Below are 16,075 nucleotides of genomic sequence, written 5' to 3' on the forward strand. Positions count from 1 at the left end.
CGCGCAGCAGCGCTGAGCTATTCCGATCCCTCGATCCATTGCGCAGCCACGCAGCAGCGTGCTTACACGCGCCTGCAGTAGCATCTCTGCCCGCACAGCTTTGCATTGGCCTGCACCCAGCCTCTAAGCCGGGGGCAGGCCAATTTCGATCAGGTCTTAAAGCGCTGGATCAGACTGCTCAACTCCTCAGACAGGCCCGTGAGCCTCTGCGCATCATCGCGAGTGGAGCTGGCCAGTGTGTCCACCAGCTGCGCATCACCGTGAATCTGACTGATATGGCGGTTGATATCTTCCGCGACCTGATGCTGCTCTTCGGCGGCGGTGGCAATCTGGGTGTTCATGTCGCGAATAACGTCCACCGACTCGCGAATCAACTCAAAACTGGCGCTCGCCGCATTGATCGTGCTGACGGTTTGCTGGGAGATATCCAGGCTGCCGTGCATCTGCTTGCCCATCTGCTGGGTGCGCTGGGCCAGCTTACCGAGCAGACCATCGATTTCCCCCGTGGTGTCTGCGGTGCGCTTGGCCAACGCCCGAACCTCATCAGCGACCACAGCAAAACCGCGGCCCTGCTCACCCGCACGCGCTGCCTCAATGGCCGCGTTGAGCGCTAGCAGGTTGGTCTGCTCGGCAATCGAGCGGATGGTGCCGAGAATCGACTGAATCTCGCTGCTGTCCTGCTCCAGTTGCTGCATGGCGTTGGCCGAATGTGCAAGCTCATGACTGAGCTGGTTGACACTGGTAACCGCCGCATCAATCTGGCGCTGGCCATCATGTGCCTGGCACTGGCCGTTATCAGCGGATACGGCGGCCTGGCTACAAGAACGCGCGACCTCATTGGCGGTCATGACCATCTCATGGAAGGCGGTAGAGACCATGTCCACGGCTTCGCGCTGACGCATGGCGGCCTCGGCCATTTCCTGAGCGACCGTGCTGGAGTTACTCGAGGCGCGATGAATCTGTGTCGCCGCCTGACCAATGCGCTGGATCAACTCACGGATGGCACCGAGAAACTGATTGAACCAACCGGCCAGTTGCGCGGTTTCATCACTACCGCGTACCGCTAGGCTGCTGGTCAGATCACCTTCACCTTGGGCAATGCTCTCCAGGCCACCCGCCACCGCACGAATCGGCCGCACGATCAGCCCGGCGAAATAGGCGCCAACGCAGGCGAATAGCAGACCCAGCACCAGCGCGATGGCCGCGATAAACCAGGTCAGGCGAGTCGCGGCGCTCATCACTTCACTCTCGCGAATCAGGCCGACAAAGCGCCAGCCCAGCTTATCGGAAGGCCAGACATTGGCCATGTAGCGCTGACCATCCAACTCGATCTCTACCAGACCCTTCTCGGCGGTGCCGAGCTGGGCATAGGCAGCACCTAATTCATCCAGCTTCTTGAAGTTGTGCGCTGGATCGCTCGGGTCCACCAGTACGGTGCCGTTGTGCTCCATGAGCATCAGGTAGCCGCTGTCGCCCAGCTTGATCTGCTTGACGATATCGGTGAGCTGCTTCAGCGACACGTCAATGTTCATCACCCCGCCCTGGCTGCCCAAACGGTTGGCAAAGCTGCGCACGGTGCTAACCAGCACCACATCGTCATCAGCCCAGTAATAGGCCTCGGTGCGCAGGGTCTTGCCCGGCTCAGCCATGGCGCGCTGATACCAAGGCCGGGTACGCGGGTCGTAGTTGCTCAGATTGGGGTCGCCGGGCCAGAACACATAACCACCCTCCGGCGTGCCCAGCGACAGGTAGGCGTAGGCCGGATGGCTGGAGGCCAGGCCGGCGAACAGGTCGAACACGCGCTGGTCTTGCCGGCCCATAGGGATGCCGGCGGCGTTCGCCGAAACATAGCTTTTCAGCTCGCTGTCGACAGCCTTGAGTTGCGGCTGGGTGGCAAGGAATTCGACGTTCTGGCTGATGCCCTCGAAGAACAACTGCATGGCGTTGTCGACCTGGCGGATCTCCCGTGCACTGCTATCGAGGAACGCCGTGCGCGCCTCGCTGCGCAAATTGAGGATGACCAGCACGGCAACCAGAATGATCGGCACACAGGCGATAACGGCAAATCCCAGGGTGAGTTTTTGCTTGATGTTCATCCTCTATCCTTACTGTGAGAGGCTGTTCGACGGGCAGAATAAATTTGCACATATTCCATATTATGGTATACCAATAATACGCAACATGCGGAGTCTTCTGACTGGCCTAGCCACAGATGCACAGCGATAAAGCGCGCAGCGCTCTTTACCCCCGAGGCCAGCCCAGCGCTGAGGCCCAATACACCCAGGTTCGAGGTAAGCGTCATGAAATTTTCTTTGTTCGTGCACATGGAGCGCTACGACGAGCAGGTCAGCCATCGTCAACTGTTCGAGAATCTCACCGAACTGACTCTGATGGCCGAGGCCGGCGGTTTCAGCACCGTGTGGATCGGCGAGCACCACGCGATGGAATACACCATCTCGCCGAGCCCGATGCCGTTGCTCTCTTACTTGGCCGGCAAGACCACCACCATTCGTCTCGGTGCAGGCACCATCATCGCGCCGTTCTGGCACCCCATTCGCGTGGCCGGCGAATGCGCCCTGCTCGATGTAATCAGCAACGGCCGCATGGAAGTGGGCCTGGCCCGCGGTGCCTACCAGTACGAATTCGACCGCATGGCCGGCGGCATGCCGGCCTCCTCCGGTGGCCAGCACCTGCGTGAGATGGTCCCAGTGGTACAAGCGCTGTGGAAGGGCGACTACGCCCACGATGGCGAACTGTGGAAGTTCCCCACCTCCACCTCTTCACCCAAGCCCATTCAGCAACCCGGCCCACCGGTATGGATTGCTGCACGCGACCCCGACTCACACAACTTCGCCGTGAAGAACGGTTGCAACGTGATGGTCACGCCGCTGATGAAGGGTGACGAAGAAGTTGTCGACCTGATGAACAAGTTCGAAACCGCCCTGAGCAACAACCCAGACGTGCCACGTCCGCAATTGATGGTGCTGCGCCATACCCACGTGCACAGCAAGGATGACCCCGAAGGCTGGAAAATTGGCGCTCAGGCCATCTCGCGTTTCTACCGCACCTTCGACGCCTGGTTCGGCAACAAGCAGACCCCAGTTAATGGTCTGCTGCCGCCTAGCCCGGAAGAAAAATTCAAGGACCGCCCAGAGTTCGAACTGGAGAACATCCACAAGAACACCATGATCGGCACCCCGGAAGAAATCATCGCGCGGATCAAGCACTACCAGGAACTGGGTGTAGATGAGTTCAGCTTCTGGGCCGACAATGGCTTGTCCCACGCCGAGAAAAAGCAATCTCTGGAATTGTTTATCAAGCACGTAGTACCAGCTTTCCGCTGAGTCATCGCGTTACGCGGCCGGATCGGGCGATCCGGCTGCGCACTCCATAAATATGGTTGACAGCCCCATGAACAAAGGCCTGATCACCTGCAACGCCCAACCACTGCCCGGAGCCGCAATGGCTTATCTGCGCGGCAAGTGGACCCCTGGGCATGTTCATCTCAAGCGCCTACGCGCCTCTGTCTCGGCCAAGCAAAATGGCTTCTGGCAAATAGTCACCTGAGCAACTCCTCCCGCTGAACTCACCTGGTTGCCGGCTCGATCACTCGAGTTTCCGGCCATAGCGCCCGTGCATCAACGACGCCATGGCGCGCGCCGCCAGCTTTTCTGCACAACAAAAACAAGAGTTGCTTATGCGAACTAATATCGCTTACCTGATCATCGACATGCAGCAGGAGGACGGATTCCCCCTGCACAACATCGAGACCGTGATCGACAACAGCGCCGCGCTGATCGTTGCTGCGCGCGCCGCCGGCATTCCGCTGATCTACACCCGTCACGTCAACAACGCCGACGCCTCCAACTTACCGCCCGGCGAGCCGCTGGACAGCAGCGGACGCCCGGCCAGCTATTGCGCCGGCACTCGCCAGGTGGAAATCCTTCCGCGCCTGGCGCCTCAATCTGGCGACCGGGTGATCGATAAACCCCGTTACAGCGCCTTCCACGCCAGCGAACTAGATGCACAGCTCAAGCAGCTCGGGGTGGACCGACTGATGGTCTCCGGGGTGCTTACCGATGCCTGCGTACTCTCCACGGTGCTCGATGCCTTTGCCCTGGGCTATCGGGTCGACCTGATCGTCGACGCATGCACCTCGACCACCAGTGCGGCGCACTACTCCTCACTGCTGATCATGGCCAACTGGGTCTACGCCATCGAACTGTTCAGTTGCCAAGAGTACCTGCGCGCCTTGCGTGGGGAAGCTTTCAGCTCCTGCAAGCCAAGCGCTCCAGACCTCTTCGCCCATCAACCCGACATGCTTCCGCAGGCCATCGCCCGCCTCGAAGCCAGCCTTCAGCCACAGGAGTGACCATCATGAATGTCGAAAAACGCAGCATCGATTTCATTCCCGAAAACGAACGCTATGGCAAACCCGGCTCGCTGTTCTACATCTGGTTCGGCGCCAACATGAACATCACCACCATCGCCTCCGGCGTGTTGCCCGTGGCCATCGGCCTAAACCTGTTCTGGAGCGCCGTAGCGATCATTCTCGGCTCCCTGATCGGCGCCATCTTCATGGCGTCCCACTCGGCACAAGGCCCCAAGCTGGGAATCCCGCAGATGATCCAGAGCCGTGCTCAGTTCGGCGTGATCGGCGCAGTGCTGCCATTGCTGTTCGTGATGCTCATCTACCTGGGCTTCTTCGTCAGTAACACCTTGCTGGCCGCCCAGGCCATCGAGTCGGTCAGCCCCCTGAACGGTAATGGCAACATCTACCTGATCGGCGCGTTGTGCTTCGTCGTGGCGCTCTACGGCTACCGGCTGATTCACCGTCTGCAAAAGGTGCTGTCGTGCCTTTCCATCCTGGTATTTCTGATCGCCTCGGCGCTCGCCCTCGGCCTGCCAATCCCCGCTGAGCAATGGTCGCCTGCCGGTTTCTCGCTAGCGAAGTTCCTCGTGGCAGTGAGCATCGCCGTCACCTGGCAGCTCTCTTACGCGCCCTATGTGGCGGACTACTCGCGATATCTGCCGACTTCTACGCGAACCTCTCAGGTGTTCTGGTACAGCTACGCCGGTACCGTGTTAGGTGGGGGCTGGATGATGATTCTCGGCGCAGTACTCAGCGTGGCCATCAGCGGTTTCTCCGACAACGTTGGTAGCCACCTGGCGCAAATGTTCGGGCCTGCTGCGGTGCTGATGTTCGTCTTCATCGTCTACGGCCAGGTGGCGATCAACGTGTTCAATCTGTACGGCGCCTTCATGTCGACTATCACGGTGATCGAACCCTTCTCGCGCCTGCGCGTGACGCCCAGCGTGCGGGGTGTGTTCATGCTCCTCATCAGCATCATCGCCACGGCGCTGTGCACCATCAGCCAAGATAACTTTATCGATTACTTCCTCAACTTCATCTTCTTCATGAGCTACTTCCTCATTCCCTGGACTGCCATCAACCTGGTCGACTACTACTTGGTGAGGAAAGGCAACTACTGCGTGCCAGACATCTTCGACCTGAACGGTCGCTATGGACGGGTAAATCTGGTGGCCTGCGGCAGCTTTATTCTGGCCATCCTGCTGGAAGTGCCGTTTATGAATACGACCCTCTATGTCGGCCCCATCGCCACTGCCCTGGATGGTATCGACCTGGCCTGGGTCATAGGCTTGCTGGTCCCTGCCCTGACCTATTACTTCGCAATGAAGCGCGGCTCAGTGGTGAAGCTTGAGCAGGAACTAACCTCCTAACCAATGCCCCCTCCCTTCCCCACTACCCCCTCTCTCTGCAAGGAGAGGGGGACCCAAGGCGAACCTGACTGAATCGCTCCAACTTCAATTCAATAACCGTGATGCACTCAGCTCCTGCAGCCGTCCCCGTGAACTTCAAAGATGGCGCCCTCTACCCCGAGAACTTCTCCGGTCGCCGAGTAGACGCCTACGCCCTTCTCCCACACCGCTTTGATCTGACCATCAGCGCAGCGGATGCGGTAGTTCAGTTGGTAGGGCTCATTGCGCAGCAATGCGTACTGCACGCAATACCAGATGTAATCCACGTATTCGGGAAGGATCAGCGCGCCATAGTGATGCTCAGGGTTATTCGATAAATAATCAGGCGAATAACCCGTCAGGTCCTTACAGCCGGCACTGACATATTGCATCGGCCAGTTACGCTGGTTGTCACCCCGGTAGATCAATCCGGGTAGCTCATCAATCAGCCCGCCAATACCCGCCATTGGATTGGCTACGTGCTTAACGCTCGGGTTCTGCACTGGCAGTGGTTGGACGCTGGCATCGCTGCGATGCACCCACGTTGCCAGTTCCAGGCGCGAAGTCAGACGGAATTTGCGTAGCAGGTTGCGCACGTAAATTTTTACCGTGCCATCACTGATACCCAATTCGCGGGCAATTTGTTTGTTGTTCAAGCCATTGGCAATCAAGCCCAGTGTCTGGCTTTCACGCTCGGTCAGTTCGCCCGGCAACACCTCGGGTGGCACAACACGCTGTGGCCGCGTGGCGGATAGCAACAGACTGGCGTTGGTCATCGTTCTCCTCCTCAGCTGCGATTGAACCGTGGCTTAACAGACTCAGAACAACAGCAATTTACGTGCCCGCCAATCGCACTACCCCTTTGTGCGTACCCCCTCTTGCTGATTGACCAATTTTTCCCACGGGGAAAATATATTCCCAGACAGGAAACGGTAGCTCACCCGCAAAACCGTGTTTCTCATGCACCAAGTAAACGCCTCACTGCATCACCACGGGGCATAAATGGCGATTGGCGCAAGCCAGCAAGAGGATCGACATGAGCACTACAGCCAAACAGTTTCCCACCAGCGTACCGCGCTATTGCCGCAGTGAACCCAGCCCGATGGCGACTCATCACCTGCTGGTTTCGCAGGGCAGAAACTGCACCGAGCAGGCTCGCATCGTCGCCAGCCTAGGCAGCACGTCGGTACCTATGGCTCATCTGACTTTGACTGACTTCGCCAGCTCAGCCGACCTGCAACGCGCCATGCTCAGCACATTGCGCGAAGCCAAAGTGGGTTTGCGCATTTACTTATTGGGCGATGAAGACTTTATTTGGCCGCTGCACGCACTGGCCCGTGTGGCCGGTTTGCAACCTGAAGAGATTGAGGTGGTGCCGAGTGCCAGTGGCGGTCATGCCATCTACTGCGTGCATTGCTCAACCACCCAACATGGCGCCCTCGAAAGCCCCCACACCTGTACAGAATGTGGCGTGGTGCTTGAGATTCGCCAGCATTTTTCCAGGCGCCTGGGTGCTTATCTCGGCGTTTGCGCCGACGCTCGCCAGCCTTTTGCGCCGGTGCAAGCATGAGCGGTTTTATTCCGGTGCGCGTAACCGACATACGCCAAGTCACCCCGGTGATCCGGGAAGTCAGCCTGCAGCCACTCGGCAGTGCATTGCCCGCGTTCTCGGCTGGCAGTCACATCCAAGTGCTGCTGCCCAACGGCAAGCGCAACGCCTACTCGCTGCTCAGCGACCCACTGGATACGCGCCACTACCGGATCGCCGTGCGCCATCAGGACGACTCGCGCGGTGGCTCACGCTATGTGCATGAGCAGTTACAGGTCGGTGATGAATTACGTATTGCGCCGCCTGCCAATCTCTTCCCGCTGCACAACGAGGCGCACCTGCACATTCTGCTCGCCGCCGGGATTGGTATTACCCCATTCATCCCTTACTGCGCAGAGCTGCTACGACGCGGCGCACCATTTGAGCTGCATTACGCCTACCGCGGCGGCGTCAGCGATGCCTATGTGGCACAGCTGCGTGAGCTCATCGGTGAGCGCCTGCACTGCTATGACAGCCCGCAGCAGCGCCTTGACCTCAAGTACGTGCTCAGCAACCGACCGCTGGGCAGTCACATCTATGCCTGCGGCCCACAGCGGCTGCTCGATGACCTGCACCAGCAAGCGGCAACGCTCGGCTGGAGTGACAGCCGTATTCACTGCGAAGCCTTTACTGCCGCGCAATCGGGCGAGCCATTCAGCGTGCAACTGCTGCGCAGTCAGCAACAGCTGAGTGTCGGCGCTGATCAAAGTCTGCTCGAGGCCCTCGAAGCCGCCGGCGTCGAGGTACCGAACCTGTGTCGCGGCGGCGTTTGCGGCCAATGCCAAACCGCTTACCTGCAAGGCGATGTTGAGCACCGTGATCACTTTCTGAGCCCCGAAGAACAAACCGCCAGCCTGATGCCCTGCGTCTCGCGCGGTTGCGGCCAGCCCCTTTTGCTCGACCTTTAGGAGACGTATTTATGAGCCTGACTTTTAAGCCGCTGGAGAGTTATCACCAGGACTTCAGCTTCCGTAACAGCGAAGAGGCCATACAGCGCTTTCCGTTTCCGTTCCCTGAAGACCAGTACATGTACTCGGTGAATCTGGAACCGGCCACCTCGCGCGATCCCGGTTCTATTTTCGAGCACTGCTTCGACATCGATGAGCACTACCGCTCGGAAATGGCCGAGCGCGGCCGAGTACTGGAGCGCGATCCGCGCCGTTGCTTAGTGATGCCGCATATGCAAACCGCAGCCTGGGACACCCTGGCCATGTTGATGGAGCACCTCAGCCAGGACTATCCACAATGGTTCGCCCTGAGCCGCGACGGTGATCAATGGCAGTGGCAAAACCACGCTCTGGGTATCGAGCAACACTTCACTTATGGCGATGCCGATACGCTGCCATGTGAGCCGCTGGAATATATCGGCCGTCAGGTGCAGGGCGACTTCGCCTTGCTCGACCAGCGCGACGGTGACCTGTTCATGGATGCCGGCATCGTTACCTGCCCGGCCGACTGGTCCCTGGCATTCGATGCCGGCATGAGCTTCAAGCAATGGCACTCGCCGGTGCCGATGGCCCATCAGATGGGCGTATTCGACCGTGCGTTGAAGTATCTGGTGAACATCCAGGTCGGCCAGCCAGTGCGCCGCCTGAACTGGACACTGACCATCAACCCGCGCCTCGACACCTCGCCGGAAACCTTCCACGAGTGGGGCAGCGATCGCGCCAGCATCACCCCGGAAAACGTCGGCAGCCTCGTCCATCTGCGCGTCGAGCTCCAGGTCATGGCTCGCTTGCCGCGCTCCAACGCGCTGATGTTCAGCATCCGTACCTACCTGATCAGCATGGACGAACTGGTGACCCAGCCCGCCTGGGCCCAACGCCTGCACCGCGTGCTGCGCGACCTGCCGGACGCGATTGCCGACTACAAGGGCATGACCCTCTATCGCCAGACACTGGTGGATTGGCTCAGCCAATTCGACAGCCAGGCCTGAACCCTACTTACGACCTCAGAAAAGGACATTAACCATGGCTAATTCATGGCGCATCACTGCTCTACGCGACCGTCACCTAGCGCTCGGCTCCTCCCTTGAGGACTGGAATGGTATGGGCACGCCCTGGACCTACTCCAGTGACCTGGCTGACCACCACGAAGCGATCCGTACCCGCGCCGGCCTGATGGATGTATCCGGTCTAAAGAAAGTGCACTACGTCGGCCCTCACGCCGAAAGCCTGCTCGACTTCGCCACCACTCGCGACATGAGCAAGCTTTATCCGGGTAAATCGGTCTACGCCAGCATGCTCGATGAAGACGGTAAGTTTGTTGATGACTGCATCGTATATCGCACCGGTCCCAACGCCTTCATGGTGGTGCATGGTGCCGGCACCGGCTACGAGATGTTGATCCGCTCAGCCCAAGGCCGCCAGGTCGCTGTTTTGTTCGATGACGACCTGCACGATCTGTCCCTTCAAGGCCCACTGGCTGTCGATTTCTTGGCCGAGCACGTACCTGGGATCCGTGACCTGCCTTACTTCCATCACCTGCAAGGCAAGCTGTTTGGCCGCCCGGTGATGATCTCGCGCACCGGCTACACCGGCGAACGCGGCTATGAAATTTTCTGCAAAGCCGCCGATGCACCAATCATCTGGGACGGCATCCTCGAACACGGCAAAGGCATGGGCATTATCCCGTGCGCCTTTACTGCGCTGGATTGGCTGCGGGTCGAAAGCTACCTGCTGTTCTTCCCCTACGACAACTCGCAGATGTACCCCTTCGCCGATCAGAAAGCCGGCGACACCCTTTGGGAGCTGGGCCTGGACTTCACCGTATCACCAGGCAAGCAGGACTTCCGTGGCGCCAGCGAGCACCAGCGTCTGCAAGGCAAAGAGCGCTTCAAGATTTTCGGCGTACTGCTCGACGGTCAGCAGGCGGCCGAAGGCGGCGACACCCTCTGGCACGAAGGCCGCCAGGTCGGTGTGATCACCTGCGGCATGTACTCACGCCTCACCGATCGTTCGATGGCAATTGCCCGTTTCGAGCCGGGCTACGCCGAACAAGGCGTGGCACTGGAGGTTCGCGGCAGCCTGCAAACCCACGCGATCGCGCACACGCTGCCCTTCGATGATCCGGAAAAAAAGAAACGCACAGCCAAAGGCTAACCCCCCTAAGTCATTATTTTTATAGAGAGGTAGAGCTTCATGGCTCCCGTATCAACCCAACACATCCTCAAGATCAGTTGCCCGGCAACCTCGGGAATCGTCGCGGCTGTGACCACCTACCTGGCTGAGCATGAGTGCTACATCAGCGAACTGGCTCAGTTCGATGACGAGTTCACCGGGCGCTTCTTTATGCGCGCGGTATTTCGCTTCAACAGCGGCTGCGTGGGTGACACCACAGTGCTGCGTCAGGGTTTCGAAGACGTTGCCGTGCCGTTCGACATGGATTGGCAATTATTCGAGGCCGGCCAGCCGCCGCGCGTCCTGTTGATGGTCAGCAAGTTCGACCACTGTTTAACCGACTTGCTCTATCGCCACCAAAAAGGCGAGCTGGACATGCAGATCACCGCCATCGTCTCCAACCACCTCGACTTGCGTCCCATGGCCGAGCGTCAAGGCATTCGCTTTGTCTATCTGCCGGTGACTAAAGAGACGAAAACCGAGCAAGAAATTGCGTTGATGAAGATCGTCGACGAAAGCAAAACCGATCTGGTGGTACTCGCTCGCTACATGCAGATCCTTTCGGACAGTCTGTGCAAGCAACTGGCCGGGCGCGCCATCAATATCCATCACTCCTTCCTGCCCGGCTTCAAGGGTGCCAAGCCCTACCACCAAGCCTATGCACGGGGTGTGAAGCTGATTGGCGCGACCGCTCATTACGTCACCAGCGACCTCGATGAGGGCCCGATCATCGAGCAAGAAGTACAACGCGTGGATCACGCCTACCTGCCGGAAGATCTGGTAGCAATTGGCCGTGATACCGAAACCGTGGCTCTGTCAAAGGCGCTGAAATATCACCTTGAACACCGGGTTTTCATTAACTGCGACAAAACGGTGATCCTGCCATGAGTGCCGCGACGCTGATCGATGGCAAGGCCTGTGCCGCAGCTGTAATCCGCGAGGTGAGTGCCGAGGTCAAGGCACTCAAAGACGTGGGTATTGATCCGGGCCTCGCTGTGGTGTTGGTCGGCAGCGACCCGGCTAGCCAGGTATACGTGCGCAACAAAGTACTGCGCGCCGAAGAGACAGGCATTCGCTCGTTTGAACACAAGCTGGCCGCCGACACCTCACAAACAGCGTTGCTCAACCTGATCGAGCGCCTCAATGCCGACGCACAGGTGCACGGCATTCTGGTGCAACTGCCGCTGCCTGGGCATATCGATGAGAACTGCGTCCTGCAGGCCGTTGACCCGCTTAAAGATGTCGATGGTTTTCACAGTGAAAACGTCGGTGGCCTGAGCCAAGGCCGCAAGGTGCTCACTCCTTGTACGCCTGCCGGCTGCATGCGCCTGCTAAAAGAGACGTGCGGTGAACTCAGTGGCAAGCACGCGGTGGTCATTGGCCGCTCGAATATCGTCGGCAAGCCAATGGCAGCGTTGCTGTTACAGGCCAACTGCAGCGTCACGGTGGTGCATTCGCGCAGCCACAACATCCGCGAACTGTGCCGCCAGGCCGACATCGTGATTGCTGCTGTCGGTCGTCCGCAAATGGTTGATGCCAACTGGCTAAAGCCCGGCGCGGTAGTGATCGACGTGGGAATTAACCGTATCGAGCAAAACGGCAAAAGTCGCTTGGTCGGAGACGTCGACTTCGACAGCGCTAAAGCCACAGCCTAGGCGATTACTCCGGTACCCGGAGGCGTCGGCCCCATGACCATCGCCTACCTGATGAAAAACACCGTTACTGCGGCGCAGCTGCAATACCCGGCTGCTCGCCAGGCTAAACCTTCTATGGAGATTCCAGCATGAAAAAGCGAGTTGCCATCATCGGTGCTGGCCCCTGCGGCCTGGCCCAATTACGTGCATTTCAGTCAGCCAAGGAGCAAGGCGCAGATTGTCCGGAAGTAGTCTGCTACGAGAAACAATCGGATTGGGGCGGCATGTGGAATTACACCTGGCGCACCGGCATCGACCAGCACGGTGAACCGGTCCATGGCAGCATGTACCGCTACCTCTGGTCCAACGGGCCGAAAGAGTGCCTGGAGTTTGCTGACTACAGTTTCGACGAGCATTTCGGCCGCCCCCTAGGCTCCTACCCACCACGCGAAGTGCTTTGGGACTACATTAAGGGCCGCGTCGAAAAAGCCGGCGTTCGCCAGTTTATCCAGTTCAATACAACGGTGCGCGGCGTCAGCTATGACCAGGACAGCGGCCTGTTTAGCGTCACCGTGCACAGCTACGACAATGACCAAACCAGCACCGAAATCTTTGATTATGTGGTGGTCGCCAGCGGTCATTTCTCCACCCCCAACGTGCCCTATTTCGAAGGCTTCGAAAGCTTTGGCGGTCGTGTGCTGCATGCCCATGACTTCCGCGATGCGCTGGAGTTCAAAGGCAAAGATGTCCTGATCGTTGGCGGCAGCTACTCAGCCGAAGACATCGGTTCTCAGTGCTACAAGTACGGCGCCCGCTCGATCACCAGTTGTTACCGCAGTGCGCCGATGGGCTACCGCTGGCCGGAGAACTGGAAAGAGAAGCCACTGCTGCAACGCATGACCGGCAAAACCGCCTGGTTTGCCGACGGCACGCACCACCATGTCGACGCGATCATTTTGTGCACCGGCTACAAGCACCACTTCCCCTTCCTCGCCGAAGAGCTGCGCCTGAAGACGGATAACCGGCTGTGGCCACTGAGCTTGTACAAGGGCGTGTTCTGGGAGCAAAACCCCAAGCTGATTTACCTCGGCATGCAGGATCAGTGGTACAGCTTCAACATGTTCGACGCGCAGGCCTGGTATGCCCGCGACGTCATTCTCGGGCGCATCAATCTGCCCGATCTCGCGCAAATGAAAGCTGAAGATCTGGCGTGGCGACAAGAAGAGGAAATGCTCGAAACGGCGCAGCAAATGTTTGAGTTTCAGGGCGAGTACATCCGTCAGCTGATCGAAGCCACGGACTATCCGAGCTTTGATATTGCCGCGGTCAATCAGACATTCCTTGATTGGAAGCATGACAAGTACGAGGACATCATGGGGTATCGCAACAAATGCTTCCGCTCGCTGATCAGCGGCACCATGGCCACACCGCATCACACGCCGTGGCTGGAAGCACTTGATGACTCCCTAGACGCCTACCTCAGCGAGACTCCGGCCGTTAGCCAAGTAACCGCTATCTGAAGCCGTGCGGGGTGTTAAACGCCCCGCCCATGTGGAGCCTCACCATGCGCCAACCTGTCATTTCTCGCCCCTGGGAACCGGCCCTGTTTGCCTGCGCGCCTAGCCTAGAGCGTCATCGAGTCGCCCCCGGCGGCCTTACGCTGATTAACCTTGAACCCGGCGATACGCTGCAGGTAATTGACCTCGAAGGTGATCAGCGCGCCGAACTGCATGCCTTTGCCAAAAATGGCCAGGCGGCACTTGCCGCGCTAGGGCTTACCGCGACACCGCACGCAGAGTTCAGCCAACGCTTACTCGCCAATGGCAGCACTGAATCAATCCGCAGTCAGCGCAGGCTATTGGGCCTAGGTATCAATACCGCCGCCATGCAAACCGCGGCCAATCTGTGGCCCGCAAGCACACCCGCTGGATACAGTCGCACCCTGCATGCGGCCGAAGCCTTGGTGGTTATGGTCGCCGCACCCGGTGAAGACAGCCCGGTGTTCAGCCAGCTACGCGCCAGTGAGCTGCGCCTACTCATCCAGCGTGCCAACCCACGCCAAGTGCTTGCGCCGCCGCTGCCAGAGCCGCTTGGCGAGGTGATCGATGAATTCACCATCAAGCCCGGTACAGCGCAGGCGTATGCCGTAGCCGCGGGTCAATACATTCAAGTGCTCGACGTGGCCGGCCGACAATGTTCGGACTTCGTCGCCTTCGACCGCAGAAGCCTCGATGCGGGCCGAGAGATCGACCTCGACCCCACCGTCACGCGCACGATTAATCACCACGCCTACCCCGGCCCAGGATTATTTAGTCGTTTCTTTGATCGCAATATGCAGCCGATGCTCGAAGTCTGCCGCGACACAGTGGGGCGGCACGACACCTTCGCCTTAGCCTGCACTGCCCGCTATTACGAGAATCAGGGCTACTTTGGCCACGCCAACTGCAGCGACAACATCAGCCGCGCGCTGGCAGAACATGGTGTTGCGGCGCGATCGGGCTGGCCCGCGATCAACTTCTTCTTCAACACGGCGATTGATGATCATCAGCAATTGACCATGGACGAGCCGTGGTCACGCCCCGGCGACTACGTACTGATGCGCGCCAGTAATGACCTGATCTGCGCTAACAGTTCCTGCCCGGACGACATCGACCCGGCCAACGGCTGGCAACCTACCGACATCCACATCCGCGTTTATTCTGCAAAGGAGCGTTTCAGTATCGCCATGGCCACGCGCATATCCCCAGATTCCGATCCTGTGCTGACTCGCGAGAGCGGCTTCCATGCAGGTACCAGTGCCCTCACCCGCCATTTTGTCGATTATCGCGGTTGGTGGACGCCTACTCACTTCGAAGGTTTCGGCGCATTGGAGGAGTACCACGGCTGCCGCGAGCATGTGGCCGTGATGGACCTCTCGGCCCTGCGCAAATTTGAAATCCTCGGCCCCGATGCCGAAGCCCTGCTCAACCACTGCCTGACCCGCGATGTACGCAAGTTGGCTATCGGCCAAGTGGTGTACTCAGCAATGTGCTACGAGCACGGCGGCATGCTCGACGACGGCACCTTGCTGCGCCTTGGCCAGGATGCTTTCCGCTGGATCTGCGGCGAAGACCACGGCGGCGTGTGGTTGCGCGAGCAGGCTGAAAAACTCGGCATGAAGGTCTGGATAAAATCGGCCTCCGAGCAAATCCATAACATTGCCGTGCAAGGGCCACTGAGTCGCGAGTTGCTAAGCCAGATGATCTGGACGCCGCCCAGTCAGCCAACGGTGAGCGAGCTGGGTTGGTTTCGCTTCCTAAATGGTCGCCTTGATGATTACAACGGCTGCCCACTGATGATCTCGCGCACCGGCTACACGGGCGAGTTGGGCTTTGAAATCTGGTGCCACCCAAGCGACGCCATGCGTGTCTGGGAACGCGTGTGGCAGCTCGGCAAACCACTCGGCTTGGTGCCGCTCGGCCTTGAAGCGCTGGACATGCTGCGCATCGAAGCCGGGCTGGTATTTGCGGGGTATGACTTTAGCGATCAGACCGACCCTTATGAAGCAGGTATCGGCTTCTGTGTACCGCTAAAGAGCAAGCAGGACGACTTTATCGGCCGCGCTGCCCTGCAACGGCGCAATGCCAGTCCACAACAGCGCTTGGTTGGGCTGGAGCTGGAGGGTAACGAGCCGGCCGCGCATGGCGATTGTGTTCGCGTTGGTCGAGCGCAAGTCGGTGTGATTACCAGTGCCACACGTTCACCGGTACTGGGCAAGAACATCGCCCTGTGCCGCCTGGCAATCGACTACTGCGAAGCCGGCACGGTCGTTGAAATCGGCAAACTCGACGGTTTACAGAAGCGCATTAACGCACGCGTTTCCAGTGGAACGGTCGCCTACGACCCGGATAAATCAAGGGTCCGGAGTTAACCACAAGGAACGGCGGGGAAATTGCTAGCGCTCTGGTCGTCATGCTTTGGCACCAGCTGCCAGC

General features: G+C 59.0%; 13 protein-coding genes and 1 pseudogene. 12 read left to right on the forward strand and 2 right to left on the reverse strand.

Annotation, left to right across the window (positions count from 1 at the left end; translation table 11 throughout):
- Positions 1–149 precede the first annotated feature (149 nt).
- Positions 150–2,096: a methyl-accepting chemotaxis protein gene (locus tag Q0V31_RS16805; RefSeq protein WP_298189599.1), complete on the reverse strand. Its 1,947-nt coding sequence runs from the start codon at positions 2,094–2,096 to the stop codon at positions 150–152.
- Positions 2,097–2,300: 204 nt separating this feature from the next.
- On the opposite strand from Q0V31_RS16805, the gene Q0V31_RS16810 reads away from it, so the two are divergent.
- From Q0V31_RS16810 to Q0V31_RS16825, 4 genes are all read left to right on the forward strand, one after another.
- Positions 2,301–3,344 carry an LLM class flavin-dependent oxidoreductase gene (locus tag Q0V31_RS16810; protein WP_298189601.1) on the forward strand — a complete coding sequence of 348 codons (1,044 nt, stop codon included), beginning with the start codon at positions 2,301–2,303 and terminating at the stop codon, positions 3,342–3,344.
- A 67-nt stretch (positions 3,345–3,411) separates the two neighbouring features.
- On the forward strand, positions 3,412–3,567 hold the full coding sequence (locus Q0V31_RS16815; protein WP_298189603.1) for a hypothetical protein: 156 nt from the start codon (positions 3,412–3,414) through the stop codon (positions 3,565–3,567).
- 130 nt (positions 3,568–3,697) lie between these two features.
- A complete protein-coding gene (locus Q0V31_RS16820) occupies positions 3,698–4,372 on the forward strand; it encodes an isochorismatase family cysteine hydrolase (RefSeq protein ID WP_298189605.1) in 675 nt (224 codons plus the stop codon).
- A 5-nt stretch (positions 4,373–4,377) separates the two neighbouring features.
- A complete protein-coding gene (locus Q0V31_RS16825) occupies positions 4,378–5,742 on the forward strand; it encodes a cytosine permease (protein ID WP_298189608.1) in 1,365 nt (454 codons plus the stop codon).
- Positions 5,743–5,849: 107 nt separating this feature from the next.
- Here Q0V31_RS16825 and Q0V31_RS16830 read toward each other — a convergent pair whose 3' ends face one another.
- The gene (locus Q0V31_RS16830) at positions 5,850–6,536 is read right to left on the reverse strand and encodes a LuxR C-terminal-related transcriptional regulator (RefSeq protein ID WP_298189611.1); all 687 of its coding nucleotides are present in this window, start codon (positions 6,534–6,536) and stop codon (positions 5,850–5,852) included.
- Between the two features lie 260 nt (positions 6,537–6,796).
- On the opposite strand from Q0V31_RS16830, the gene Q0V31_RS16835 reads away from it, so the two are divergent.
- The 8 genes and pseudogenes from Q0V31_RS16835 (at position 6,797) to Q0V31_RS16870 (ending at position 16,011) form a co-directional block, all read left to right on the forward strand.
- Positions 6,797–7,330, forward strand: coding sequence for a dimethylamine monooxygenase subunit DmmA family protein (locus tag Q0V31_RS16835; protein WP_298189613.1), 534 nt, complete (start codon positions 6,797–6,799; stop codon positions 7,328–7,330).
- Positions 7,327–8,256 (forward strand): PDR/VanB family oxidoreductase, encoded by a 930-nt coding sequence (locus tag Q0V31_RS16840; RefSeq protein WP_298189615.1) that lies wholly within the window; start codon positions 7,327–7,329, stop codon positions 8,254–8,256. The genes Q0V31_RS16835 and Q0V31_RS16840 overlap by 4 nt, the downstream gene beginning before the upstream one ends.
- A gap of 11 nt (positions 8,257–8,267) precedes the next feature.
- Positions 8,268–9,284, forward strand: a complete 1,017-nt coding sequence (locus Q0V31_RS16845; RefSeq protein WP_298189617.1) for a DUF3445 domain-containing protein — start codon at positions 8,268–8,270, stop codon at positions 9,282–9,284.
- Positions 9,285–9,318: 34 nt separating this feature from the next.
- The gene (locus Q0V31_RS16850) at positions 9,319–10,449 is read left to right on the forward strand and encodes an aminomethyltransferase family protein (protein WP_298189619.1); all 1,131 of its coding nucleotides are present in this window, start codon (positions 9,319–9,321) and stop codon (positions 10,447–10,449) included.
- Between the two features lie 39 nt (positions 10,450–10,488).
- Positions 10,489–11,355, forward strand: coding sequence for a formyltetrahydrofolate deformylase (gene purU, locus Q0V31_RS16855; protein ID WP_298189621.1), 867 nt, complete (start codon positions 10,489–10,491; stop codon positions 11,353–11,355).
- A pseudogene (gene folD / locus Q0V31_RS16860) lies at positions 11,352–12,254 on the forward strand (bifunctional methylenetetrahydrofolate dehydrogenase/methenyltetrahydrofolate cyclohydrolase FolD). Before purU ends, folD begins: the two are co-directional and overlap by 4 nt.
- Positions 12,251–13,621 (forward strand): NAD(P)/FAD-dependent oxidoreductase, encoded by a 1,371-nt coding sequence (locus Q0V31_RS16865; RefSeq protein ID WP_298189623.1) that lies wholly within the window; start codon positions 12,251–12,253, stop codon positions 13,619–13,621. The pseudogene folD and the gene Q0V31_RS16865 overlap by 4 nt, the downstream one beginning before the upstream one ends.
- A 44-nt stretch (positions 13,622–13,665) precedes the next feature.
- Positions 13,666–16,011: an aminomethyltransferase family protein gene (locus tag Q0V31_RS16870; protein WP_298189625.1), complete on the forward strand. Its 2,346-nt coding sequence runs from the start codon at positions 13,666–13,668 to the stop codon at positions 16,009–16,011.
- Positions 16,012–16,075: the final 64 nt, after the last annotated feature.

Origin of the sequence: uncultured Pseudomonas sp., from assembly GCF_943846705.1 — a bacterium.
In the GTDB taxonomy this organism is placed as follows: Bacteria; Pseudomonadota; Gammaproteobacteria; order Pseudomonadales; family Pseudomonadaceae; genus Aquipseudomonas.

Bases quoted from the DNA above. Each gene is read 5' to 3' on its own strand.
- Q0V31_RS16805 (WP_298189599.1), bottom strand. From the start codon at position 2,096: ATGAACATCAAGCAAAAACTCACCCTGGGATTTGCCGTTATCGCCTGT.
- Q0V31_RS16810 (WP_298189601.1), top strand. From the start codon at position 2,301: ATGAAATTTTCTTTGTTCGTGCACATGGAGCGCTACGACGAGCAGGTC.
- Q0V31_RS16815 (WP_298189603.1), top strand. From the start codon at position 3,412: ATGAACAAAGGCCTGATCACCTGCAACGCCCAACCACTGCCCGGAGCC.
- Q0V31_RS16820 (WP_298189605.1), top strand. From the start codon at position 3,698: ATGCGAACTAATATCGCTTACCTGATCATCGACATGCAGCAGGAGGAC.
- Q0V31_RS16825 (WP_298189608.1), top strand. From the start codon at position 4,378: ATGAATGTCGAAAAACGCAGCATCGATTTCATTCCCGAAAACGAACGC.
- Q0V31_RS16830 (WP_298189611.1), bottom strand. From the start codon at position 6,536: ATGACCAACGCCAGTCTGTTGCTATCCGCCACGCGGCCACAGCGTGTT.
- Q0V31_RS16835 (WP_298189613.1), top strand. From the start codon at position 6,797: ATGAGCACTACAGCCAAACAGTTTCCCACCAGCGTACCGCGCTATTGC.
- Q0V31_RS16840 (WP_298189615.1), top strand. From the start codon at position 7,327: ATGAGCGGTTTTATTCCGGTGCGCGTAACCGACATACGCCAAGTCACC.
- Q0V31_RS16845 (WP_298189617.1), top strand. From the start codon at position 8,268: ATGAGCCTGACTTTTAAGCCGCTGGAGAGTTATCACCAGGACTTCAGC.
- Q0V31_RS16850 (WP_298189619.1), top strand. From the start codon at position 9,319: ATGGCTAATTCATGGCGCATCACTGCTCTACGCGACCGTCACCTAGCG.
- purU (WP_298189621.1), top strand. From the start codon at position 10,489: ATGGCTCCCGTATCAACCCAACACATCCTCAAGATCAGTTGCCCGGCA.
- Q0V31_RS16865 (WP_298189623.1), top strand. From the start codon at position 12,251: ATGAAAAAGCGAGTTGCCATCATCGGTGCTGGCCCCTGCGGCCTGGCC.
- Q0V31_RS16870 (WP_298189625.1), top strand. From the start codon at position 13,666: ATGCGCCAACCTGTCATTTCTCGCCCCTGGGAACCGGCCCTGTTTGCC.